Source organism: Amycolatopsis roodepoortensis (genome assembly GCF_024628825.1).
GTDB lineage: Bacteria > Actinomycetota > Actinomycetes > Mycobacteriales > Pseudonocardiaceae > Amycolatopsis > Amycolatopsis roodepoortensis.
On record NZ_CP102415.1, the window covers coordinates 1,964,609 to 1,987,648 of the forward strand.

The following is a 23,040-nucleotide window of genomic DNA, read 5'->3' on the forward strand; positions in this document are numbered from 1 at the left end:
GCCTTACTCTCGGCGCGCCTGCGCCCCGAACCGGACGATCGCGTCTTACAGTCGGTTGGTGACCGCGATGACGTCAGTACCCGATCTCTTCCGTGAAGCCGTCGCGGCGTTGCAATCGGTCCGGCCCCGTCCGGAGGTGCGGCTGGAGACGATGCGCCCGCCGCAGCGCCTCGCCCCGTGGTCCTACGCGGTGAGCTGCGAGGTCGAAGGGCCGGCGGACGTGCTGGCGTCGGGACGGCTCGTGCTGCTGCACGACCCCGACGGCCAGGAGGGCTGGGACGGGGTCCTGCGGCTGGTCATGTACGTCCGCGCGGAACTCGACCGGGAACTGGCGACCGATCCCTTCCTCCCCGCCGTGGGCTGGTCGTGGCTGACCGACGCGCTGGAGAGCTCCGGCGCGGAGTGGACGGCGCTGGGCGGCACGGTCACCGAGACGTCTTCGGCCCGCTTCGGCGACATCTCCGGGCCCGCGCGCACCGACGATCTGGAACTCCGGGCGTCCTGGACGCCGACGGACGCCGCGCTGCGGCCGCACGGGCAGGCGTTCTGCCAGGTGATGGCGAGTGTCGTGGGGCTGCCGCCGGTCGGTGTGACGCTGTTCGAGCAGCGCCAGTCGTCCTGAGCCCAGGGTCTCGGATACCACCTCGAGCCTCAGTAGCACCACCGGTCACACGAGAGCGCGTGAAGGCCCCCTTCCCTCGGCTCAGCCGAGGAAACTCGACCTTCACACCTTCCCCAGTACATGAAGGCCCCCTTCCTTGCGCCTAGGTACAGGAAGGGGGCCTTCATGTACTTCGCTCGAGCGCCTCACGTGCAGCGCGCGCCAGGCCTCCTGAGCCGCTTCGACCCCGTGAGAGCGTCGGCCACGGTCCCGACACGCCGGATTCCCATCAATCGAGACATAGCATTCGGGTTATATTGCGATCGGCGGCCATCTAGCGTCGCTAGGAAAGCTAGCGGTACTAAAGGTCCCTTGCTCTCCCCGCCAGATCCGTGAAGGCCTCCTTCCCTACCCTCAAGGTAGGCAAAGTCAAGTTGCAACTGAGGTAGCGAAAGCTCGAAGCCGAATTTTGGCTGGTCAGCAGCCGATTTGGCCGGACAAGATCGCCGGGGGTGACACTCTCATGTCACCCCCGGTATCGAACCATGCGAGATCCGCTACAGTCCGTTCACGCAGTGGGGGCCGTCGGACTCGGGACCTCGACCCACCTGATGCAGTTGGGTCGCGCTTTGGTGCGGACGAACTCTGCTACTGCCTGGTAGACGTGCTCAACCGGCACCTCGGTCCTCGGTGGTTGGGTGTAGTGATGGCCCAGCCACGTGAAGTAGTCGACGTGATCGACGTTCGCGCCGTCTTCAGGACGGAAGGACCTGGACGGTTCAGACCAGAGCGCTACGCCGTGAGCACCCCGTACCCCGACGATGAGCTCGCCGTCTGGCTGGTCGGCTACATGCAACCACCAAACCACTCCGGCGTCGGGCCTCTCTCTTTCTGCATTGACGGCCTTCAACATCGACACGAGGTCGTCTGCGGTGGCCATCGCAGCGACGTCGTATGCGTCCTGACGTGCAAGCCCCGGTGTAGTCATCGCTTCCCTCGATATATTCGGCTGAAGGGTTCGCCCTGTTGGGTCGTACCGTGAACGGTCAGCTTGGTTCCCTCGGGAAGGTACCGTTCGAGTGTTTCATCGCAGCCCGGCCTGGTCGGACCGGTGGCCTGGCAGGGCTGGTTATTGATGACGAGCTCACTTTCAGTCTTCCCTTGCATGATCATGTCTGTCGCAACCTTAAGTTCAACATGGTTGCTGAGAAACGCCGCACTCTGTGGAGACAGTCCGGATTCAATGAGTCGCGACTGAATCTGCGGCGAGTATGTCCCATCCTGGCCCGACGTATATCTATTAAAAGAACCATCGGCATATCCAACAGTTCTCTCGCCTGTCCTCGGTCGAACACGGGGAGGGAGCGCATCTGTGCACCATGCCGCCTCGGCCGGATACTTCGACCCATCCGGCCCCTGACTAGTTCACGGCGGCTCAGATACTGACGCTGAATTCTGAACAGAACCCGCGCCGGACGACTGTCCGGCGTGATACGATGCAGCGTTTTTAAGAGTTGCCTCCACCCGGTTTACGGCGCTATATCCAGACTGAACCATAAGGTCCATTTCTTTGAACAGTAGAAATACCGGATCATCGTGACTGATCAGCTTGTCGAGTGCGTCAAACAGCTGATCTACGATCGTCCCGATCTCATTTAGCTTGTCGTATGGAACCGCATTGGCAAGTGCTTGCAGTTCGTTGATCTTGGCTTCTAGAGTCATGAGCCTTGGTGATACTGAGCCTTGCTGGCGATTGCTTGCTTAACGTTTTCCATTGCCGCACCAATGGAATTGAACTGTTCAATAGCCTGATTGATTGCGCCCTGGATTTCCTCTGCGCCATAGGCGCCGCCTAGGACGCTGCTCACCTGCTGACCAAGGTTGGCCAGCTCGGCGATCAAGCCCTGAACATGTGCAACGGGAACCTGTTCTGCCAGTGCTGCCAACTGTTGCGCTTGCTCTTGGATGGTCACCTTTTCTCCTGTCGATAGTTGATTCCTTTGTCTGACTGTGACACCTCGCCGCGTCGCGAATTAGGGTGCGACGCGGCGAGGGGTGGCGCCGTGTGCTGCGTGCCACGCACCTGGCCGCGCTCCGGCACCTCGCCAGCTTCGGTTGCCCGAACGAAGCTGGCAGCTTTAGGGTTCGCGGGCTGCGCACGAGGATTGTGCGCAGCCCGCTACCTAACCTCCGCCCTGCATTCAAATAAGGAGGCTCGAATGCAGGCCCTTTTCCCGACAGTGGCCGGGAAGTCCTGGCCCTCAACCGTCCTTGCATGCAAGTGGCGCAGCGGGATAGTTGAATGTGATATCTAGCCACATGCTCGCCTGCCGCTTGGCGCCAGCCGAGTCGGCGGAGCCGATCTCCTGCTCTACCGGGAATGTTCCAAGTCGCGGCGTGTCCGTATCGCGATGAAGAAGCCAGGGGTATTTCTGATTAGGCGTTGCACTCAGATACCACGCAACCGATTGATACGTCGCACGGAAAGTTCCGCGGTCGACCAACTTCCATGCTTCACAGTTTAGGTCCGCCATGCCCGGCCACTCCATAGAACCTGAAGAATCAAATAGTTGAACTAGTCGTAGGTGGCGCACCTTTGCGACTCAGGCGCTTACGAGCCCTGTCGTCCAGGTCGCGGCCGGCGTATCGGCGACGGCTGGCGCATTACCCGACCTGGAGGTGACGGCGACGCCGCTCCTAGTCCAGGGGAAGACGCCTCGGCCAACGTGCGGGCCTTTTCGGCCCACTGGGCGGCTACCTCGCTCATGCCCTCTGCGGCCGCTGCAAGTGCGGCCACACACCACCACTCCAGAGTCGGAACCAGCGACAACTCATGCCATGCCCGCGCCACACGGCGGGCCGTATACGAGGTCTGCAGGGCGAAGTCAGCGATCTCCGGGGCATTCATCGCGACGAGGCGCGCTTCCCGATACTCCTTGTAAGCCTGAGTCCACGTGTCGCGCAGCCGGTCCAATGGCGCGCTCGACTCCATCTGTTCCTCAGCCATTGGTGTCAGCACCCCTAAGCCGCCTTCGCCGAGTCTGACCGAGCCGCAGACCCGGGAGGCTCGACCTCCGGCCCCGGACCTGCGGCGTGCAGTCTGTGGTCACGCAGGCCACCAGCGACGTCGTCGGCAGCGGCGTGAACCTCGGTGGTGCTGAGTGTCTGATCCAGCTGCTGAGACATGTGCTGCTCCTGGTCGGTTCGCCTGTCGCCGCTGGTAACGCAGCGTGTTGGACGCCTTCCAGATTGGTGGGCAGGACTCTGACTTCGGAATGTCGTGTTGTCTGACTTCTTCTGACTTCTTCTGCCTTCTACCTGCCGAACTCGCTCAAAACAGTGCGCTCGTCCTAACCTGGGGACGTCTGGGACGGAGGAGGTGTGATGGTCGGCGGTGAGCTGCCACGTACTCGTCTTGATCAGCTGATGAAGCAGAAGCGCATGACGCTCAGGGACCTGATGGACCGGTACAGGGAGATCACGGGGACCGAGATGTCGGAGCGCCAGGCATACCGGTGGGTCAACGGCGACCTCAAGCGCCACCCCTACGCGCACGCGCAGGTCGCGCTCGAACAGGTGTTTGGCGAGACAGCTTCTCGGTTGCTTGGTCCGCCGATAGGTAGCGGACTAGTCCTGCAGACAAGCCCGATAGAACCAATCGGTCTACCGCCGGATCACGAGCGGTACGACTGGCAACGACGGGAAATCGCGATGAGCGCCAAGCGGGCGCGCGAGTTCCTGAGCAGGACGGAGGTTACGAACGTGGGAACAGAAACCCTGGACCAACTGACCGACGACGTTCGCCGGTTAACAGTGGCCTACCAGCAGGAGCCGCTGGAGACCTTGCTCGGTGACATGAGCGAGACGCAGAGCAAGCTGTTTGGCCTGCTTGAAGGTCAGCAGCGGCCGAAGCAAAGTCGGGATCTCTACCTTCTTGCTGGTGTTGCTTCCGGCCTGATGGCGCGTGCTTCACACGATATCGGCTCGTCAGACGACGCAATGGTCCAGGCGCGGGCGGCGTTTGCGGCAGCAGACAATGCCGGGCACGACGGTTTGAAAGCATGGGTCAAGGGCTTGCAGTCGTTGATCGCTTATTGGGCCGGTCGGTACTCCGACTCCATCAAGTACGCGCGCCAGGGCAGCGAGTTCGCTCAGCGAAGCCGGAATACGTCGGCCGTGTGGCTCGCGTCCGGAGAAGCTAGGTCGCTAGCCGCACTGGGTCAGTTTGAGGAGGCCCGACAGGCCGTCGACAGAGCCACCGAGGCACGCGAATTGGTTCGCCGGGACGACCTGGACGAGCTGGGCGGCTTCTGTACGTTCAGCCGACCCCGCCAGCTCTACTACGCCGCCGAAGCACTGGCCTGGGCTGGGAAGGAAGCAGCTGAGGCGACCGAACGATTCGCCCTCGAAGCTATCGCCGCCTACGAAGCCGCGCCCGCCGGCGATCGGGCGTTCGGCGATGAAGCGGGAACACGTTGCGCTCTCGCCATCGCGAGGATCACCGGAAACGAGTTCGAGGGCGCTGCTGACGCCATGTCAGCTGTTCTGGAGCTGCCTATCGGCCAGCGAACGCACGGCGTGGTTACTGCGGTCGGGTACGTCCAGCGCCGTCTCGCTACCGTCGAAGCCGAAGGCCGCACCCTCAACGAGTTAGGTGATTCCATGCGAGCGTTTTCCTCCCAGCGACTGGCGCTGCCCCAGTGACCACCGAGAGTGCCGAGAAGGCGTGGACGGGCGTTGAACTGCTCGGCACAAGGACACGGCTTCGCGAGTTCCGTGAGGCCGATGGACCCGCCGCCTATCGGATTGTCGGTGACGACCGCGTGACACATTTCCTCTCGTTCGACAGCCGCGACATGGAAGCTGCGCAAGCGATGGTCGACGGAGCGGTCCAGCGTGCGCGATCTGAACCTCGTAACGAGTACTACCTTGCGATGACACGCGCGGACGACGACGGGCTGATCGGGTTCTGCCGTCTTGCTCTCTCTGGGGTGCAAGCGGCGAAACTCGGGTACGCCGTCGCCGCGGAACACTGGGGCTTGGGCTTCGCATCAGACGCCGTCTCCACGATGCTGGGCTTCGGCTTCACGACTTTGGATCTGCACAGGATCACCGCAGCGATTGGCCCGGACAACCATGCCTCCCAGACGGTTGTGAGCCGTCTCGGGTTCAAGCAGGAAGGCATCCTCCGCGACCACGTCTTCACCAACGGAGCGTGGCGTGACTCGGTCCTCTACTCGATTCTCAGTCACGAATGGACGGAGGGGCGCTAAAGCGCGTCCCTCCGTGCTACCCCAGGGCAGAGGCGAGCGTGATGAAGGCGCCACCGCCCACGATGAGGCCAACGAGCGTGCCGACGGACACCTCGGCCACGCTGTGATCCTTTAGCTCGACCCGGGACCAGCAGACCCAGGCGACACCGAGGAACAGCAGGGCAAGCCAGGGGCCGTACACGCGCATGAGCATCACAGTGGCCCCTGCCGCGACGATGGCGTGCATCGAGATCTTGAACTTGAAGCCGAAGGTGACCGCGAGCGCGACTAGGAGGCACGCGAGCTCGGCGGCTGCGAGCGCGATCATCTCATGCGGCGCGCTGCCGACGATCAGGACGACGAACCCGAGCGCTAGCGAGCCGATGCACGCGGCGAACGGAATAAGCCGTCCGGCGCGGTTGGTGACGTGGTGGCTGTCCCACTTGCCCTGTTTCGCCCCGCGCACGATGACGGCCATCGGGATGAGTGAACCGGTGATGCCGACGATAAGTCCCCACATCAGCGCTTCGCCGAGGCGGTGTCCGGTGACCTGCCAAGCGACGGCGAGTGGGAGCCCGAGGACCCACACCCATGGGGCGAGGACTTCGGTGGCGATGCGTGCCGCGCGCCGCCGGGTCTCGCTGGTGGCGGTCTCAGTGGACAGGGTCGGCGGCATGACTGCTGGTCTCCTTCAGGATCTTGGCGACGGCGGTGGACGTGCTGTAAGCGGTGGCGACCGTCGCGAGCCACGCGGCTTCCTCGCGGTAGTCGTCGGTGGCCTCGCCCGGTGTGAACGCTACCGGGTGCTCGGCGTGCACCGGTGCGCCGTGCTCCGCGGTCACAAGGGCCGTGGCGATGGTCACGGCCTGCGCGTGTGCCCGGCTTCCACTGGAGGGCACCTCGGTCGGCTGGAGCGCGGCGGAGTAGACCGCCGGGTCCAGGTACGGCTGCAACGGTCCGACCAGTACGTCGTTGATCTCGGTCAGTCGGGTGCGGACCAGATCGGTGACGTCGGGCCGTCCGAACACTCTCCGGGTTGGTGGTGCGTCGTACCGCAGCTCGGGGGCGAAGGTGGTCAAGTCGCGCCACAGCGGTTCGAGTGCGCGGTAGTGACGGCGGAGCTGTCGGCGCGGGACGACGGCGGGCACGGTGACCCCGGCCATGAGCAGCAGGATTCCGGCGGTGGTGAGGACGCGGCTGGCGCCGATGTTGCCGAGTTCGGCCCACGGCGGGTTGAGGTTGAAGTGGACCGCGAGGGAGTACAGGGCTTTGTGGGCGACGAACGCGAGGCCGCAGATGCCGCCCCAGCGCAGCAGGCGGAGGCCGGTGCGCAGGTAGCCGCGGGGAAGGTCCTTCGCGTGGCGGCCGACGTAGACGACGTCGAACATGGCCAGTCCGAGGTACAGCTCGAACACGGCGAGGTAAGCGACGACGAAGGTGTGGTTGCCTGCCTCGGCGGTGATGGCGGGCAGGTTGCCCGGCAACGGCCCGAGCAGGTACAGGACGCCCAGCGCGAGCTGAGCCCCGATGAGGATGCGTGTCCGGATCCGGACCTTGGCCGGGATGGTGTCGACGGGGTGAGCGAGGTAGAGCACGAAGACCTGGAGCCAGTAGGCCGAGGACAAGGTGAGTACATGCACGATGTAGTTCGGCAGTGTGGGGATGCCGAACAGCCAGTCGTGGACGCCCCAGTCGGTGCCGAGGATCAACGCGACGTCGAGCGCGGCGAGCGCCTTGACCATGGCCAGCAGGCCAGGGGTGCGGGAGCGCCGCCAGGATCTGATCCAGTAGAGCAGTGCGGCGGTCACGGCCAGCCAGGTCAAGAGTTGCTGGACCTGGGCGACGGGGATGGGCATTCAGTCCTCCAGGAGGCGGTAGCGCGCGGCGGGCGTTTCGCCGGTCGCGGAAAGGTTGGGCCTGGTGTGGCGCTCGATCAGGTAGGCGAAAGTTTCGGCGGCTTGCTCCTGGTCCGCAGCGAAGCCCCCGGCGCGCTTCACCGCGCGGGTGATCGTGGCGTGATCGGGCTCGCCGGTGTCAGCCTCGCCGGCGTCGTCCCCGACGTGACGGCAGACGATGTGCCCGACTTCGTGCAGGATGATGTGCCGCCGATGGCTGTGCGTGGTGTCTTCCCGGAAGAAGATGAAGTCGGTAGCGGCACCAGAAACCCAGACACCGTAAGGCAAAGGCTCGCCGGTCCGGCGAGCCTCGGCCACGACGTTCGGCGGGTAGGGCTGGATCTGGATGGGGCGGCGGCGCACTGTGGACAGACGGGCGGCGAGCTCGTCAGGCGTGGCGGTGGCGGGCAGGTCGAGAGCGCCTACCAGCATCCGGACGTCATCGAGCTGCGTGACCGGCGCGCTGCCGGTCACGACGCGTTCACTTCGTCGCTGTCCCCGTCGTGTCCAGTTCAGCAGAACCCGCCCAATGGCGGGCCAGGTCATGTGCTGTGCCCACCGTCCCGCGCTTCGAGTCCGCGCACGTGCTCGGTCAGCTCCTGGATCAGGCTCGCGCTGCGGTCCGATATGGCAAAGCTGCGCAGCATCGTCGTCGCCCCCGAGCCCACGCGCTGGCGCGGCATCTCGGGTTCGCCGGACAACTTGCGCCGCCAGTCGTCGTAGACGTCGCGATCGAGAAAGAACCCCGCTGGCACATCGAAAAACCTCGCCAGCCCTACGACGATGTTGGTACGCGGGTGTGGCTGCTTCCCCGTTCGCACCTGCCACAGCGACGAGTACGACACGTCGACGCCCGCAGTCGTCAACGCGTCAGCAACGTCCCGGTCACTGTGCGGTTTTCCGTCTTCTCTTCGTCGGTTCTCGTACAGGAAACTCAGGGCTTCCTGGATCGAGACGACCCCCTCAAGCGTCATCGCATCCTCTTTTTGTTTACGGGTGTCAACACTTTCCGGCGATCTCGCGAATCGCGTTGACAAACTTGCACCTCACCCGGCTATGGTCGGGTTACCGCGCTGCTCGCCAGCACACACGCAAGACTCGAAAGTGTTTACGCCCATAAACATTCTTTAGTTTTCCGGCGCTCGTTCCCCTACGAACGCCCGCCGGTACTCACACACCTTTTGTTGATCAAGCCGTGTCTTAGTTGATCGCAGGTGTTACGCCCTGCGTTAACGAGTTTGAGGGGACCGCTGTACGTGAAGCATGACACACCCACTTGCACTAACGAGCACGTCGACCAGCCCACAAGGCCGGTCGACGCCTTCGCTCACCTGATCGCCTCGCTTCGCCGGATCAAGCGCAAGCAGGCGAAACTGTCTCAGGAACGTAAAGAGCACGAGGCCGTAATCAAGGCCGCCTTGGTGGCGGCCGGGGCCGAGGTCGGCACGGTCAACGGCGTCCCGGTCGTGAGCTTCACCCATGCTCTGCGCATCGCGCTGGATCAGAACCTGCTCAAGGAGCGCTACCCGGAGATCGCGAAGGAATGTGCCGACATTTCGGAGGTCGCCACGTTCCGCCTGCTCGGCGTATGACAGTTCCGTTCGGTGACTTGGTCGCGCTGGCCGGGGCGATGGTGGCCCAGGCCCGCGCGACCAGCCCGGCCGGTGTGCCCGACGACGGCGAGACGGCCGCGACCGTGGCCGCCCTGCTCACGGCCGAACCGCGGAATGAGGCCCAGGTCCTCGCGATCGTGACCGTCATCGTCCGCGACAGCCTTGCCGATCCGTTCCGGGAGACGACCGCCAATCGCTGGCGGTCGCTGCTGCCGAGCTGGGTACAGCCGCAACTGATCGGCTCGACCGTGAACCGTCTTCGCGCCGCCGGGCTGCTGGTCCACACCGGCCGCTACGTGCGCTCGACCGACTCGACAGGCCGCAACGTCGGCAAACTCCAAGCCGTCTACGCCTTCGACGCCGAAGCCCTGCGCGACCACGAGCCACAGGCGCAGGCCACCGCGTCCTGATCAACCCGCTTCACACCGCCACGCGGACGCGCGGCGGTGTTCACCGTGCCCATTTTGTCCTGTAGGGGGATTTCTTCATGGCGCGTGATCACGCACGCCTCGATCTGAACATCTGGGACAAGGACGACTTCCGCGCGCTCTCGCGCGAAGCGAAACTCTTGTATATCCAGCTTTTCTCACAGCGGAAGCTCTCTTACGCCGGGGTTCTCGACCTGGCGGTGAAGCGCTGGAACCGGCCGCACGCGGACCTGGACCTGACGGAGATGCGGGCGGCACTCTCGGAGCTGGACGCCGCCAGGTTCGTGGTGATCGACCAGGACACCGAGGAACTCCTCGTCAGGTCGTTTATCCGCAGTGACGAGCTGTACAAGCAGCCGAACATGCTGCGCGGCGCGCTGCGTGTCGCGTTCGACATTGAGTCCCCGATTCTGCGGGCCGCGCTCGCCGACGAACTGCGGCGGTTGCCCGCGCACGTGACCGGCCCGGCCCCGGCGATCGCGGCGAACGAGCTGGAGGCCGGAGCGCCTGAGCTACCACCGGTCGTTAAGGCCGCCATGACGGTCCGCCCGTCCGGCCGCCCCTCGCCGGCGGGTCGGCCCCCGCGCCAGGACGGAGCGTCCGAACCGGACTCCGGCGGGGAGGTCACACCTGACATCGACCGGTCCACGCCCAGCTCACGGGGTTCGGCGAACCCTTCCGGGAACCCTTCGGTGAAGGACCTGGGAGAAGGGAGTAGGGAGCGGGAGACTGGAGAACCTTCTTTCGCTTCTCGTAGTGAGAAAGTGGGGTTACCCGCGCGTGACGCGCACGGCGCCCGCGCGACGCGGATAGCAGCCGAGACCCCGGCGGTGCAAGAGGACAGCCCCGGCGATTCCGCGGGCACTGCCCCGCCGGGCTCGATGCGTCGGCGTCGACGGGCCGAGGCCGAGCGGCTGGTGGACTTCTACGGCTCGTCGGTGCCCGCACCTGTCCGAGCCCAGCTCGTGGCGCAGGTGATCCCGCTGATTCGAGAAGGCATCGGCAGCAACGTGATCGGCTCGGGCCTGGCGGCCTGGTCAGGCAAGGCGCTGCCGCCGACCTTCCTGCCGATGCTCGTCGGGGAGCAGATGCGTGCGGCCCGTATCGCGACCGATCCGAAAAAGCGTGCTTGGGACGCGGAGATGGTGGACCGGTTCGAGAGCCTGCGCTCAGCCGCGATCGCCGAGGACGAACAACACGGGGTCGGCCTGCTCGTGCGGCAGGCTCAGCCGCAGCACGCGGACGCCGACCAGCTGACCGCGATCCTCGACGCCGCACTCGATCAGGCGATCGCGTGAGCACGCTGCACGCGGTGATGAGCCGCAGCGACGTGCGCGGCCTGCTGATCCGGCACACCGGCGCACACGCGCCGGAGGACGTCGTCTCCGCTTGGGAGTCCGGCCTCGCCGGCTACAGCCTCGCCGAATGCCATCGTGCCTTCGCCGCGCTCGGCCCAGCCGCGCGGCGGGCGACACCGTCCGAGATCGCCGGTCGGTGCGACGCGGCCCGCGACCGCGCTATGGGCGAACCCGCGCCGGTTCAGTCCGCGGCTTCACCACGCGCGACCAGCCGCGACTACTACCGGCAAGCCGGAATGCTCGGAATCCGAGCGGTGTACGCGGCGATGGGCTGGAAACGCAACCCGGATCACGACCTCGCTCGATCCGTGGCCTGCCCGTTCTGCAAGGCACGGGCCTGGGCGGTGTGCGGGCCGCTCTCGCGCAACCGTGCGGGTGTCCGGGAGATGCGCGACCCCGTGCACCGGATGCACCCCTCCCGCCTCCGCCGCGCCCAAGCCGAACTCGAGCGCGCCAACGGCACCCCCGAACAGGAGACCACCCGATGACCAGCACCCTCACCCCTCACACGGCCGAGGAGCATCAAGCCAACCCGCTGGCCGCGCGGCTGGCCTTCGACGCCGCTATCGATCAACTCATCCAGCCGAACATGCACACCCTGCTCCGCGACTCCGGAGCCGTGGAACGCGCTCTCGCACCGTGCCTGATCGATCAGCTGGTGACCGCGACCCAGCCGGGCACCGAACGCACGGGCGGTTCTGCACGAGGATCACGGCCACCCGCCTCCTTGAACGCGCTCGCGTTGGTAGCCGAGATCAGCCAGACCCTCCGGGGTGCGCTGGCGGCTCTGGGACACGACCTCTTCGGAACCGGCGCGCGACCGTCCCTCACCGGACAGCTGAGGTTGTGGGCCTCGCACGCGGGGGCCTGGCAGCTGGAGGACGTCGATTACCTCGCCTACGCGGCCCAGGAGGCAGAGCGGTGGGTGGCCGCTGGCAGGTCGGTGCTCAATCCCGCTCCGGCGTATCGGCTGCGCGGGCACGCGTGCCCGACCTGCCAACACACAACGGTTCTCGTGTGGTCCGACACCGAACAGGAATGGCTGCGCCGCCCCGCGCTCTCTGTGGACACTGACCGAGTGGAGACGGTGTGCGCGGCCTGCGATTCGCGTTGGGGACTGGAACATTGGGCACATCTCGGCCAGGTGCTGGCCAGCCAGCGGGCGGAAACCCTTGCCCTGGACTGTGAATAGCCTTGACACGATGATCACGAACCGGCGATACTGACAGGGCTTGGCGGAGCTATACCCATCAAGCAGTCAGCTTTCTTGAAGGCCCCGCGCTCCCTCCCCCTCCGGCGCGGGGCCTTCTTCATGTGCGGACAGCGGCCACCGGACGCTGGCCCCGGCATCCCTCACTGAGCAGGCCGCACGCGGTGAGCCGCTGTCCGCACAACCCCTCAATCCTCCGGCTGTTCCGGGCCGCCTAGAGGCCCTGGAGAGCCGGGAAAGCCCCAGGGGGCCGGGAATCCGGCCCCCTGGGGCTGTTGCCGTTCAGTGCAGCTAGGGCCGATAAGGGCCGTAGTGGTGAGGCAGGTACCCCGACTCGGGCACATCATCCGGCCCGTCCGCCCAGCCCGCCCGCCACCACCGGGCCGCGATCTCGGTCACCGCCCCATCGCGCCCAATCGGCGTGTTGTAGGCGTGGACTTCCAGATCACCTTCGATGTACACCACGAAGGCGTAGACCATGGTCTCGAAGCTGTCCCACAACGCGATCTGCATATACGGCCACTTCCCGAGGTTCCAGCCGCCACGCCCCCACGAGCCGGGGACGTACCAGCCGAACTCCGTCGCCTTCTCGCGCCAGTCGTGCCCGTCGTAGGAGTCGACGTACTGACGAGGGATCCTGGGAAGCTTCACGGTCTGCGGGTCGAGTTCAGGCATGTCAGACCGCCAGCTTCTCGAACGCCGAGGCGCACAGCTTGGCGGCCGGTCCGAACAAGGTCGACTCCGCGCGTGCCCGCGCGGTCTCGGCGGGGTCGTCGTCGTTCTTGAGCTCGACGTGCGGCAAGTGCTGTGCAACCGTGAGGATGGCTTGAAGCGCGCCCCAGCGGGTCTTGCCGATGCCCGCGAACATGTCCAAATCGCCGTTGAAGATCACCCGCAGCATGGCCTTCCGGCGCTCATGCTGCTCTTTGAGCCACGTGTTCGCCGTCTCTGCCGGAGACGTCCACAGCTTCTCGCACACAGCCTCGAACTCGGCCAGCGTCATGCGCTTGGCCTTGAGCTTGTTGGCCACCTCGGCGATCTGCTGCGGAGCGGATTCTGCCCAACCCGTGATCGCCTTGACGTGGGAGCCGTCCATACCCACGGAGAAGGCGGCACCCATCTGGGATTCGGGCAACGTAATGGGCTGCACCGTGTTCGAGGCCGAGCGCACAACAGAGAACTTGATCACCGACTGGCGACCGGGAGTCAGCGAGGCGAGACATACAATCCTCAGCTCCAATTGGTCAACCTTGCCGATCTTGATCGGCTCGGGCATCCGCAGTGACATGAATGCCCCGGTGTTGTTCCACAACGGACCTGCGGCTGAACACTTCGCCTTGAGCTCCTTCGCGATCTCCGCGAGGACGCCCGCGCGGCGCTCGAACGACTCCGGCGTGAACTCACGCGCCACCGCGCCGATCGACTCGATACCCCCGGTCTCAGGGTTGTTCCGCACGAGCGCATACCAGCCGGGGACCTCCACTGACTCCGTGGTGTCGTCGGCGTCCACCAGGCCGTCACTCTCCTCGCCGGGCTCGACCCCGCCAAGGAAACACTTCGCCGCGTGTTTCGTCCCCACCTGCTTCCCGCACTCGCTGCACGTGCCGGTGGGCACCCAGGCAAACACCGGCTCCGGCCGAACATCCCAGCCTTTCAGGCCAGCCTTGCCCAGAAGCTCCAGAGGGGTCCTGGAACCATTGACCGCCGTTGCCAGGGCCGACCAGGCATCTTTCACCTTGGGCAGGACAGGAGCCGCTACAGGGGCCTCAGAAGCCTTGCTAGCTGCCTCCGGGGCAGCCTTCACCGCACTAGACATGAACAGGTTGCCTTTCCTCCGGGGTCTGACCGGTGTTGCTGCACCAGCCAGACCCGTGAATCCAACCCCTCCATAGTCTCAGGCCACCTGATACTAGTAACTAGGCCAAATGGGTGAAACCCGCAGGTCAGGGGCTACGAGCCAGCGGGAGGCTTGCGGGGCGCGTTCTTGCCGCCCACCACTCCGGCGCGTTTGAGGATGGTCGCGATCGTGTCGTGCGACCAGCCGGTGTCCGCGATCAAATCCTTCGTGAGCACTCCGGCGCGGCGATCATCGACCACGATGGCCCGCAGTTCGTCTTCCGCGTCCGCGAGCTGGCGGCGGAGCCCGTCGACGCGGGCGAACTGACGTTCCCGGCGGGCCTTGCGTTCCTGGGCGGTCAGGCCCTGCGACGGCGCGTTCATGGTTCCATCCTCCCTCATCATCTCCCGTCGATGGGTCGATGCGCCGAACACGCGAAAGGCCGACGACGGGAGGGCGCCAGAACCCTTCTTGCCCTTCCCGTCGCCGGCCTCAGCCTTCGCGTCTTAGATCACGGTCACCCGCGCCCAGAGGTCCGCAAAACGCGGGTGTTCCTTGAGCCATTCCATGAGCTCGGTCCACCGGTCGAGAGCCGTGCGCCCTTGCGGGGTCAGGACGTACACCCTTGAGCCGGAGTGGAACTCGATCATGCCGAACAAGCTGGCTTCACGCTGATCGGTGGATGTGGTTGCCCGGTAGAAGGTGGGCGTGCCGGAGTAGCCCACGGCGATCAGATACAGGATGCGCACCATCTGCCAGTCCCTGTTGAACCACTCGTACAGGGCCTCGCGCAGCTCCGGGTCCTCGCGAACCGCCGCTGCTGTCTCTCTGGCCAACGACTGGCGGGCGGCCCGGATCAGTGTGACGCCCTGGAGTAGGCGTTCTGCGTTACGATACTGAGCGTCGGAACTCATTTTCGGTTTGCCTTTCTGGGTTCCGCGCCGTGCCCCCGGAAGGTGTTGCTGCACCGTTTGACCGGGGGCACGGTCACATCAGGATGGGTTACGTGGTCGAGTCAGGCGGTCGCGAGGGGCAGGAACGGCTGAAACCGCGGACTGAGCAGACGCCGCCACGACCGGTAAATCCAGACCTTCCCGCGCTTTCGACGGAAGTCCTGCTCGGCCTCGTTGCACAGGAAGACCTCGGCGCCGAAGAACCGGCGGTCATCCTCGACACCCTCGCGGGTCCAGTTGTAACGAGACACGAAAGCCGCGAAATCCTCGCGGGCGGCCATCACGAATTCGGGTTCCGCCAGCTCCGCGTCACGAAAGCCGGACACCTCGAAGTCCACGAAGCGGCCGTCGTACACCCAGGCATTCACACCGAAACGCTGCCGAGAAACGAGCGGAAACGCCTCCGCATACTCGTCCTGCATGTCATCCACGATGCAGCGCGCCAACTTTGACAAGCGGCGAATGTTGCCAGTGGCGAACACTCGGTCGCCAAACGACCTAGCTTGCACCCACTCGGCATGATTGGGCAAAAGAAGAGAAGACACGGTTCACCTTTCACTGGTCCCGATTCGGTGTTGCTGCACCAAATCGGGAGATCGAATAACTCAGAATTTCCGGACAACCCCAGTTGTCCACGCGGGATCGCGGTGATCGTCTTCGCTGACGAGGACGATGCTCGCCCTGAAGCGTCGATCTGACAGGTCTTGCAGGTTGCGCCAGTTGTACAGCTCCAGCATCTCGGACAGCTGGTAGATCAGCGAGTTCGCCCAATCGCTATACCTGTCAGTGCCGATGCTCGCGAAGATCTTTGAGTCCGGGATGCCCGCGATGTAAAGGCGCAGCAATTCACCTTCCTCGACGTGAAGGCTCGATTCGATTCGGCAAGCGGCGCCATTGGAGCGCGCCCACAGCGAAGCGGCCGCCTCGCGCCGCAAAGCCCAGATCTCCTCGCCCAGGTCTGCGAGGATTCTTTCCGCCAAGACGGGCAGATCTACGAGACTGGCGGTCGCGTTGTATCTGCTTCCATACTCACGTGTTGGCTTTTCGTCGTTCATTGGTCCACCTTTCGATTTCGGGGTTTTGCTGAACCCCTGCCGAACAAAATTGAGAGTGTCAGGCAATCTGACACTAAATCAAGAATTCCGGAAAAGTTCACCCGATTGGACTAATTAGAGGTATTGACAATGGTCTCGTCGGCAGTTCCAAAAGGGGCGTGGCTTGCCTGATCGCCCACGGCGTCCCTGTACCGGTGTCGGCTGCTCAAATTCAACCCGGACCGGCGGCCGTTGCCCCGATTGCAAATCGAGAGCCCGAGCGGCCTTCGGCACCTCTGCGCAGCGGGGGTACTCCGGCGCTCATAGATCCCGGTTCAGGCCCGGCGTCCTCGCTCGTGACCCTGTCTGCCGATGTGACAGCACAACCTGTCCGCACCATGCCGAGACTGAATGCACTGAACCGTCCACAGTGGCCGATCATTGGCCACTGATCCGCAGAGAGCTTGTGGTTGCTGGCCTTGACCCTGACAACCCGGTGCATGGGAGAGGGTTGTGTTCCCGCTGCCACAGCCGAGTCACTGCACTCACCGGCACGACGCGCGGCGGCTGGAACCAGCGCTGAACGTTTCGCGATATCGACGGCCGCGTCTCGGGCAGGGCGCGTACCGTCCACTTGCGACCCCAGGGGGAGGTCCCCTGGATGAGGTCTCGGCGCACAAGCCCCTGAACCCCGGAGGGGTGGTGCCAGGTTTTGAGCGCCCCTTCCCCTACGTCCGACCCGATCGCTCGCGCCGAGCAGCGGCGCGCCGACCTCGCGCACGAGCTGGAGCGCGCCGCGGAGCAGGCGGACGCGTGGCACGCGGAACGAAACCGCCTGGTCATCGAGCTGGTAGCGGCGGGCGAGTCCTACCGCGACACCGCCGTGCCCGCGCGGCTCTCTGCGTCCGGCGTCGGCAAGATCGTCCGCCGCGACCGGGACGGCTGAGACCGGAGAAACCGTTGCCCTGGTGCACATTCGTGCACTCGGTGCCCACCACGAGCTACGGAGGTGCCCGTGATCACCATCGACGGCTTACCGTCGTCGGAACAGATCCTCGGCGAGATGGAGGCCGAGGGAAAACCGGTACTGCTCGCATTCTCCCGAGGCAAGGACTCGCTCAGCGCGTGGCTGGCGTTGCGCGAACGCGGCATCCCCGTGGTGCCGTACCACCTGTACAGCGTGCCCGGCCTGCAGTTCGTCGCCGATAGCCTGAAGATGTATGAGGACTTCTTCGGGCAGAAGATCTACGATCTGCCGCACCCCAGCCTCTACCGGTGGCTGGTCAACTACGTGTTCTGCCCGCCCGAGCGGTGGCGGATCATCGACGCGGCTGGGCTGACGGAGTTCACCTACGAGGACGTGGCCGCGACGCTGCGTCAGGACGTCGGACTTCCCGCCGATGCGTGGAACGTCGACGGCGTCCGAGCCACCGATAGCCCGATGCGGCGCATGGCCATGTCCACCCATGGCCCGATCCGCCAGGACACGCGCAAGGTCTCGGCCATCTGGGATTGGCAGATCGCGGACGTCCGGGCCGCGATCACCCGGCACGCATGTCCGCTGCCGATCGACTACGAGTGGTACGGCCGCTCGTTCGACGGCCTGGACTACCGGTTCATCGAACCGCTGAGCCGTCACGCACCCGAGGACTACGCCCGAGTCCTGGACTGGTTCCCCCTCGCCGAGCTGGAGTTGCTGCGCCATGACCTCACCCGCTGACGACCCCAATGCCGCGCTGCTCGCGCAGCTCAAAATGTCGTCGTCCGTGTCCGGCATGAAGTCCAATGACGACGTGCTGGCCTTGCTCACGGCCGAGCCGGACCCCGACCCGCTCGCCGGCGTTGAGTACACGGGCGACGAAGAGGACGACGCGCGCGCCGAGCTCGACGCGCTGCACCGCGGCTTCCGCGAACGCACCGCCCGCGAGCTGGAACGGATGCAGCTCGCGACCGAAAGCGAATACTGGTTCTGCGTCTGCTTCAAGAGCCAGGACGACAAAGACGCCTTCCTCGCCGCCGCCGGTCTCGTCGTCATCGGGGACAAGTACCTCGACGGCTACGCCACCGCGGAACTGCTCGGCGTCACCATGCCCGAACCCAACGACACCGAGAGGGGGTGAACTGAATGCCTCCACGCAAGCGACAGACCGCCGCCGCAGCCAAGCGACGCGGCGCCGCCCGCAAGAAGGCCACCACCGCCCCCAAAGCGAAGGGACGCGGCAAGGCGTCCAGCGGATCCAGCTAGAACCAGAGTCCAGTAACGCGGCCTCAGTAACGTTACTGTGTAAGCGTTACTGAGCCATGGGGTACGCTCCGAGCGGTTGGTCTTGCAGCCAGAAAATCTGGCGTCTAGATGCCAACCAAAAGAGTGAGGCGACGCCCAGCACGGATGCCGGACGCCGCCTCCTCCTGCCTAGCGGCCCAGTAGCCTGGAAACTTCCTGGATCGCGGCAGCCAGCGCCGTCAGGAGCTGGATTACCTCAGTAAGGACGTGGCGCCGGTCGGGTTTCGTTCCCCGGCCGGGGTCACGCTCCGGAGGATCGTCCCCGGAGACGTCGCCGACATCATCACCTATCTTGCTGTCACTCACCCGGTGTCCTTCCTCGGTACCGAGGTCGGTCCCGACCCCGGTACCGAGGATCGGGAGCGGCGATACGGGCGTTGAGCGACAGCAGGGTGGAGCGTATCTTGTTCGACTGTTGTACATAAATACGGGGCCCTGCAACGGAAACGTCAACCAGTTTGTTGACGCACCGAGCTGTCCGCGCGGACATTTCAGATGTTCCAGCGAACATTTAGGCGGTGGTCGTCATGGGAAAGCGAGGCCCCGCAGGGAAGCCAACCTCATTGCGCATCCTGCACGGTGATCGCAAGGATCGGATCAACGACGCTGAGCCGGTACCACCAGCGGTAGAGATCATCCCGCCGGAATGGCTGTCGGAGAAGGGCCGGGCGATCTGGGATCGGCTCGCGCCGAGCATGATCACCCGAAAGATCTTGACCGCGTGGGACGTCGACGCGTTCGGTGTGCTCTGCGAGGCGCTGGCCCGCTACACAGTGGCTACCGCGCTGGTGAACGGCTCCGCACTGCTGGTTCCAGGTGGCGGGGGCTTGGTGCCGAATCCGGCGCTGAAGGTGCAGGCCGATTCTGAGCGCACGTTCCTGACGTTCGCCGCGCGGTTCGGGCTGACTCCGTCGGACCGGCAGGCGATCAAGGCCGAGGTGAGCGCCGATGGCGGGACCTCGGGCGACGCGGGCCGCCTCCTCTCCTAAGCCCCGTTCCCAAACGCGGAAACCCAGTTCCAAGACCAGCACGCCGAAGCCCCCGCGGCTGCCGGTGTGCGGCTGGTCCTTCGACGGACGCGCCTGCCGCCAACGCGGCGACCACCTCTGCCACCAGCGCGCCGACCATGCGCAGGCGTTCGCCGAAGAGATCTGCGTGCACACCAAAGACCGGTGGGCACGGACCCCGTTCATCCTCGCCGACTGGCAGCGCGACGACATCGTCCGCCCGCTGTTCGGCGAGGTCCGGTGGGATCCGGAGTGGCAGACCTACGTCCGCCGCTACCGATCCGGCTGGATCGAGCTCGCCCGCAAGAACGGCAAGTCCGAGCTGCTGGCCTTCGTCGCGCTCTACATGCTCGTCGGAGACGGGGTCGAGTCCGCCGAGGTCTACGGCGCCGCCCGCGACAAGGACCAGGCGCGGCTGGTGTTCAACGTCGCCGCCCGCATGGTCGCGCTGTCGCCGGTGCTGTCCAAGCGGCTGCGGGTGGTCGAGCACGCCGCCCGGATCGTGGACGAGAAAACCAACTCGGTCTACCAAGTCGTCGCGGCCGACGCGCTGGGTAACCTCGGCTCGAACCCGTCCTGCGTGATCTTCGACGAGGTCCTGACCCAGCCGAACGGCGACCTGTGGGCCGCGCTGCGGACCGGCATGGGCACCCGCGTGCAGCCGCTGCTGCTAGCCGCCACGACGGCGGGCAACGACCCCACCAGCTTCGCCAAGTCCGAGCACGACGAGTGCGTGAAGATCGCCGAAGACCCGTCCCGCGCGCCGCACCGGTTCGTCTACCTGCGTAACCTCCCGCAAGATGCGGACCCGTGGGACGAAGCGAACTGGTACTACGCCAACCCTGCCTTGGGCGACTTCCTCTCGCTGGCCGCCCTACGGGAAGAGGCGCTCGAAGCGCGCAACGATCCGGCACGGGAGAACAGTTTCCGGCAGTACCGGCTGAATCAGTGGGTGTCGCAGTCCACGCGGTGGATGCCCATGCACCTCTACACCGCGTGCACCGGAACCGAGTTCCCCGAACCGGCGCGGTTGCGGGAGCTGGTTGCTCGCCGGCCAGCCTGGGGCGGGCTGGACCTCGCGTCCAAGCTGGACCTGACGGCCTGGTGCCTGATCGTGCCGGACGGCATCGACGGGCACGTCTCGGCGTTATGGCGGTTCTGGCTGCCGGAGTCCGGAGTGGAGTTCCTGGATGAGCACACTGACCACCGCGTGTCTCAGTGGGTCGCCCAGGGCTGGATCACCACCACTCCCGGCGAGGTCATCGACTACGAGGTAATCGAGGCCGACGTCGCCGCCGACTGCGCCGCGTTGCGGGTCGCCGATATCAACTACGACGAGTGGAGCGGCGAACCCGTCCGCCAGCGCCTGGAACGGGTCACACGGGTGCCCATGTACCCGGTACCGCAGACGTTCCGCGGAATGACCCACGGCATGACCGAACTCATGACGCTCACCCGCTCCCGCTCCTGGTCGCACCACGGCAACCCCGTGGCGGCGTTCTGCTTCGACTCGGTGGAGGTGCGCCATCCACCAGGAGAACCCGACCTCATCCGACCCGACAAACCCCAACGCGGGAAGACCGGCAAGCGCATCGACGCGGTACCCACGGCCGCCATGGCGGTTTCGGGCTGGCGGCTGCGCGGTCAGAAGCCGAAGAAGTCCGGCCGGATGGTCGTCATGGGCTGAACGCGACGGACGGAGGTCACCGTGGCTGTGAACCTCGCCGAGCTGACGTCTGAACAGTGGATCACCCGCATCACCCGGCAGCACGACGCGCAGATTCCTGGGCTGGAAATCCTCGATGCCTACTACGAGGGCGAACAGTCGCTGTCGTACATGCACCCGGAGCTGCTGCGCCGCCTGGACACCCGCGTGCGACAGGTTGTGATTAACTGGCCCGAGCTGGTCGTGGACTCGCTGGATGAGCGACTGGACGTGACCGGGTTCCGGCTCGGCGGCGAGCAAGCCGCCGACCGGGAGCTGTGGAACATCTGGGCAGCGAACGAACTGGGCCTGCACTCCGAGCAGGCCCACATCGACGCCCTGGTGCTCGGCCGGTCCTTCGCGATCATCGGCACGAACGAGGCCCAGCCGTCGATGCCGCTGGTGACGGTGGAGTCCCCGCTCGACGTCCACGTTGACATCGACCCGCGAACCCGCGAAGTCCGGGCCGCATTGAAGCGGCAGTTCTCCGAGGACGGCGACGGGGACCAGTCCGAGGCTTACGCCACGCTGTACCTGCCGAACGAAACCATCTGGTACTCCTCCGACAACGGCGGTGGAGTCTGGGAAGAGACCGACCGCGACGGGCACGGCATGGGCGTCGTGCCCGTCGTCCCGTTGGTGAACCGGCCCCGCACGCGGCGGCGCCGCAGCGCGCCACCGCGGCTTGGTCGCTCGGAGCTGGCGAGCGTCCTGCCGCTGTCGGACGCGGCTTGCAAGATCGCCACCGACATGATGGTGAGCGCGGAGTTCCACGCGATGCCGCGACGGTACGCGCTCGGGTTCGACAAAGACGATTTCGTGGACAGCAAGGGAAACCCGCTCACCCCATGGGAGGCCGTCGCCGGCGTTCTCTGGGCGTCCTCGAAATCGCCGAAGGATGACGGAGTGGCGGTCGGGCAGTTCCCCGAAGCCGACCTGGCCAACTTCCACAACACGCTCAACACCCTGGCCCGTCTCGTCGCCAGCCTGTCCGGGCTCCCGCCGCACTTCCTCGGCTACAGCACAGAGAACCCCGCCAGCGCCGAGGGGATCCGGTCGTCGGAGTCTCGCCACATCAAACGAGCCGAGCGGCGGCAGCGCTCGTTCGGCAGCGGCTGGAACCGGGTGGCGCAGCGCATCCTGCACGTGCGCGATGGCAAGGTGCCCGACGAGGCGCTACGGGTCGAAACCCAGTGGGTCGATCCGGCTACGCCGACGTTCGCTGCCCAGGCCGACGGCGTGGTGAAGCTGTACTCGGCGGACAAGCTCTTGCCGCGCCGCTCCGCCCGCCGTGCACTCGGATACTCCGACGCGCAGATCCGCGACATGGAGACCGAGGACCGCGAGGTCAACACCCAGCACGGCGACCGAGACGCTTCGACCGAGAACAGCCCAACGCAGGACCGAGATCCCGACGACCTGCCAGACCGTCAGGAACAGGAGCGGCCGAGCGTGCTTGCCGGATCACGGCTGCGGCCCGCGCTGGCGGTGCAGTTCCGCGAACCGGCAAGCGCGTCTTAACGCTAGTTGGCCAGCGTAGACATACCAGCGTTAGACGTGTCAGCGCAGCTCCAGACCGCATAGCCCGCCACCGGAGGGCGTTGCATAATCGAACACATGTCCGATCGCGGAGGCGTGCCGTACCTGCACACGGTTGACCCAGGTCAGCCCGTGTGGGTCGACCTGCGCCGCGTCTTCCCGGTTGGGGCTCCCAAGGGGACTGTCCCCGATGGGCTGGACCTCACGGGCCTGGTGCCGGGAACGCTCACCGCCTGGATTGCGACGACCACCGGCCATTGGGTCGGGTTCGTCACCTTCATGCTCGGAACCCCCGGATCGGGAGGTACGACGCATCGGCAATGG

The 23,040-nt window shown here is 65.5% G+C and carries 29 protein-coding genes; 14 read left to right on the forward strand and 15 right to left on the reverse strand.

From position 1 onward, the window contains the following. The first annotated feature begins 58 nt into the window (after positions 1 to 58). Positions 59 to 622, forward strand: a complete 564-nt coding sequence (locus tag NQK81_RS08960) for a DUF3000 domain-containing protein (protein WP_185927011.1) — start codon at positions 59 to 61, stop codon at positions 620 to 622. A gap of 547 nt (positions 623 to 1,169) precedes the next feature. On the opposite strand, the gene NQK81_RS45350 is transcribed toward NQK81_RS08960, so the two are convergent. From NQK81_RS45350 to NQK81_RS08970, 4 genes are all read right to left on the reverse strand, one after another. Continuing rightward, on the reverse strand, positions 1,170 to 1,589 hold the full coding sequence (locus NQK81_RS45350) for an Imm1 family immunity protein (protein WP_371878860.1): 420 nt from the start codon (positions 1,587 to 1,589) through the stop codon (positions 1,170 to 1,172). After that, positions 1,586 to 1,861 (reverse strand): DddA-like double-stranded DNA deaminase toxin, encoded by a 276-nt coding sequence (locus tag NQK81_RS45355; RefSeq protein WP_371878892.1) that lies wholly within the window; start codon positions 1,859 to 1,861, stop codon positions 1,586 to 1,588. The genes NQK81_RS45350 and NQK81_RS45355 overlap by 4 nt, the downstream gene beginning before the upstream one ends. A gap of 165 nt (positions 1,862 to 2,026) precedes the next feature. Next, positions 2,027 to 2,323 (reverse strand): hypothetical protein, encoded by a 297-nt coding sequence (locus NQK81_RS08965; RefSeq protein WP_257487820.1) that lies wholly within the window; start codon positions 2,321 to 2,323, stop codon positions 2,027 to 2,029. Then, positions 2,320 to 2,574 (reverse strand): hypothetical protein, encoded by a 255-nt coding sequence (locus NQK81_RS08970; protein WP_257487821.1) that lies wholly within the window; start codon positions 2,572 to 2,574, stop codon positions 2,320 to 2,322. Before NQK81_RS08970 ends, NQK81_RS08965 begins: the two co-directional genes overlap by 4 nt. A gap of 1,411 nt (positions 2,575 to 3,985) precedes the next feature. On the opposite strand from NQK81_RS08970, the gene NQK81_RS08975 reads away from it, so the two are divergent. Further along, positions 3,986 to 5,305, forward strand: coding sequence for a helix-turn-helix domain-containing protein (locus NQK81_RS08975; RefSeq protein ID WP_257487822.1), 1,320 nt, complete (start codon positions 3,986 to 3,988; stop codon positions 5,303 to 5,305). Beyond that, positions 5,302 to 5,874, forward strand: a complete 573-nt coding sequence (locus NQK81_RS08980; RefSeq protein WP_257487823.1) for a GNAT family N-acetyltransferase — start codon at positions 5,302 to 5,304, stop codon at positions 5,872 to 5,874. Before NQK81_RS08975 ends, NQK81_RS08980 begins: the two co-directional genes overlap by 4 nt. A 16-nt stretch (positions 5,875 to 5,890) precedes the next feature. Here NQK81_RS08980 and NQK81_RS08985 read toward each other — a convergent pair whose 3' ends face one another. From NQK81_RS08985 to NQK81_RS09000, 4 genes are all read right to left on the reverse strand, one after another. Further along, entirely contained in the window at positions 5,891 to 6,529 is a 639-nt protein-coding gene (locus NQK81_RS08985; protein WP_257487824.1) for a phosphatase PAP2 family protein, read from the reverse strand. Beyond that, a complete protein-coding gene (locus NQK81_RS08990) occupies positions 6,507 to 7,709 on the reverse strand; it encodes an MAB_1171c family putative transporter (RefSeq protein ID WP_257487825.1) in 1,203 nt (400 codons plus the stop codon). The genes NQK81_RS08985 and NQK81_RS08990 overlap by 23 nt, the downstream gene beginning before the upstream one ends. Continuing rightward, on the reverse strand, positions 7,710 to 8,222 hold the full coding sequence (locus NQK81_RS08995; protein WP_257487826.1) for a hypothetical protein: 513 nt from the start codon (positions 8,220 to 8,222) through the stop codon (positions 7,710 to 7,712). 68 nt (positions 8,223 to 8,290) lie between these two features. Then, positions 8,291 to 8,722 carry a hypothetical protein gene (locus tag NQK81_RS09000; RefSeq protein ID WP_257487827.1) on the reverse strand — a complete coding sequence of 144 codons (432 nt, stop codon included), beginning with the start codon at positions 8,720 to 8,722 and terminating at the stop codon, positions 8,291 to 8,293. A 282-nt stretch (positions 8,723 to 9,004) separates the two neighbouring features. On the opposite strand from NQK81_RS09000, the gene NQK81_RS09005 reads away from it, so the two are divergent. From NQK81_RS09005 to NQK81_RS09025, 5 genes are all read left to right on the forward strand, one after another. Beyond that, positions 9,005 to 9,340 (forward strand): hypothetical protein, encoded by a 336-nt coding sequence (locus NQK81_RS09005; RefSeq protein ID WP_257487828.1) that lies wholly within the window; start codon positions 9,005 to 9,007, stop codon positions 9,338 to 9,340. Next, entirely contained in the window at positions 9,337 to 9,771 is a 435-nt protein-coding gene (locus tag NQK81_RS09010; RefSeq protein ID WP_257487829.1) for a hypothetical protein, read from the forward strand. Before NQK81_RS09005 ends, NQK81_RS09010 begins: the two co-directional genes overlap by 4 nt. Positions 9,772 to 9,848: 77 nt before the next feature. Continuing rightward, positions 9,849 to 11,087 (forward strand): hypothetical protein, encoded by a 1,239-nt coding sequence (locus NQK81_RS09015; protein WP_257487830.1) that lies wholly within the window; start codon positions 9,849 to 9,851, stop codon positions 11,085 to 11,087. After that, positions 11,084 to 11,635, forward strand: coding sequence for a hypothetical protein (locus tag NQK81_RS09020; RefSeq protein ID WP_257487831.1), 552 nt, complete (start codon positions 11,084 to 11,086; stop codon positions 11,633 to 11,635). The genes NQK81_RS09015 and NQK81_RS09020 overlap by 4 nt, the downstream gene beginning before the upstream one ends. Continuing rightward, positions 11,632 to 12,339, forward strand: coding sequence for a DUF7341 domain-containing protein (locus NQK81_RS09025; RefSeq protein ID WP_257487832.1), 708 nt, complete (start codon positions 11,632 to 11,634; stop codon positions 12,337 to 12,339). The genes NQK81_RS09020 and NQK81_RS09025 overlap by 4 nt, the downstream gene beginning before the upstream one ends. Positions 12,340 to 12,648: 309 nt before the next feature. Here NQK81_RS09025 and NQK81_RS09030 read toward each other — a convergent pair whose 3' ends face one another. From NQK81_RS09030 to NQK81_RS09055, 6 genes are all read right to left on the reverse strand, one after another. Next, positions 12,649 to 13,032 (reverse strand): single stranded DNA-binding domain-containing protein, encoded by a 384-nt coding sequence (locus tag NQK81_RS09030; protein ID WP_257487833.1) that lies wholly within the window; start codon positions 13,030 to 13,032, stop codon positions 12,649 to 12,651. A gap of 1 nt (position 13,033) precedes the next feature. Then, positions 13,034 to 14,092 (reverse strand): DUF932 domain-containing protein, encoded by a 1,059-nt coding sequence (locus tag NQK81_RS09035; RefSeq protein ID WP_192742110.1) that lies wholly within the window; start codon positions 14,090 to 14,092, stop codon positions 13,034 to 13,036. A 215-nt stretch (positions 14,093 to 14,307) separates the two neighbouring features. Next, complete coding sequence (locus NQK81_RS09040) at positions 14,308 to 14,577, reverse strand: hypothetical protein (protein WP_192742109.1); 270 nt, start codon at positions 14,575 to 14,577, stop codon at positions 14,308 to 14,310. 123 nt (positions 14,578 to 14,700) lie between these two features. Continuing rightward, on the reverse strand, positions 14,701 to 15,108 hold the full coding sequence (locus NQK81_RS09045; protein WP_257487834.1) for a hypothetical protein: 408 nt from the start codon (positions 15,106 to 15,108) through the stop codon (positions 14,701 to 14,703). Between the two features lie 101 nt (positions 15,109 to 15,209). Then, on the reverse strand, positions 15,210 to 15,692 hold the full coding sequence (locus NQK81_RS09050; RefSeq protein WP_257487835.1) for a hypothetical protein: 483 nt from the start codon (positions 15,690 to 15,692) through the stop codon (positions 15,210 to 15,212). Positions 15,693 to 15,752: 60 nt separating this feature from the next. Further along, positions 15,753 to 16,202, reverse strand: a complete 450-nt coding sequence (locus NQK81_RS09055; protein ID WP_192742106.1) for a hypothetical protein — start codon at positions 16,200 to 16,202, stop codon at positions 15,753 to 15,755. A gap of 691 nt (positions 16,203 to 16,893) precedes the next feature. Between NQK81_RS09055 and NQK81_RS09060 the strand changes: the two genes are divergently transcribed. The 3 genes from NQK81_RS09060 (at position 16,894) to NQK81_RS09070 (ending at position 18,301) form a co-directional block, all read left to right on the forward strand. Continuing rightward, positions 16,894 to 17,127, forward strand: coding sequence for a hypothetical protein (locus NQK81_RS09060; protein ID WP_034317562.1), 234 nt, complete (start codon positions 16,894 to 16,896; stop codon positions 17,125 to 17,127). A 69-nt stretch (positions 17,128 to 17,196) separates the two neighbouring features. Beyond that, the gene (locus tag NQK81_RS09065) at positions 17,197 to 17,901 is read left to right on the forward strand and encodes an adenine nucleotide alpha hydrolase family protein (protein ID WP_257487836.1); all 705 of its coding nucleotides are present in this window, start codon (positions 17,197 to 17,199) and stop codon (positions 17,899 to 17,901) included. Next, positions 17,885 to 18,301 (forward strand): hypothetical protein, encoded by a 417-nt coding sequence (locus NQK81_RS09070; RefSeq protein ID WP_257487837.1) that lies wholly within the window; start codon positions 17,885 to 17,887, stop codon positions 18,299 to 18,301. The genes NQK81_RS09065 and NQK81_RS09070 overlap by 17 nt, the downstream gene beginning before the upstream one ends. A 293-nt stretch (positions 18,302 to 18,594) precedes the next feature. Here the strand turns inward: NQK81_RS09070 and NQK81_RS09075 are convergent, their stop codons facing one another. Further along, positions 18,595 to 18,771: a hypothetical protein gene (locus NQK81_RS09075; RefSeq protein WP_257487838.1), complete on the reverse strand. Its 177-nt coding sequence runs from the start codon at positions 18,769 to 18,771 to the stop codon at positions 18,595 to 18,597. A 257-nt stretch (positions 18,772 to 19,028) separates the two neighbouring features. Between NQK81_RS09075 and NQK81_RS09080 the strand changes: the two genes are divergently transcribed. Genes NQK81_RS09080 through NQK81_RS09090 form a run of 3 tightly spaced genes read left to right on the forward strand, consistent with a single transcriptional unit; the run spans position 19,029 to position 22,698 of the window. Beyond that, on the forward strand, positions 19,029 to 19,454 hold the full coding sequence (locus NQK81_RS09080; RefSeq protein WP_257487839.1) for a phage terminase small subunit P27 family: 426 nt from the start codon (positions 19,029 to 19,031) through the stop codon (positions 19,452 to 19,454). Then, entirely contained in the window at positions 19,414 to 21,159 is a 1,746-nt protein-coding gene (locus tag NQK81_RS09085) for a terminase large subunit (protein ID WP_257487840.1), read from the forward strand. Before NQK81_RS09080 ends, NQK81_RS09085 begins: the two co-directional genes overlap by 41 nt. A 21-nt stretch (positions 21,160 to 21,180) precedes the next feature. Further along, the gene (locus NQK81_RS09090) at positions 21,181 to 22,698 is read left to right on the forward strand and encodes a phage portal protein (protein WP_257487841.1); all 1,518 of its coding nucleotides are present in this window, start codon (positions 21,181 to 21,183) and stop codon (positions 22,696 to 22,698) included. Positions 22,699 to 23,040 lie beyond the last annotated feature (342 nt).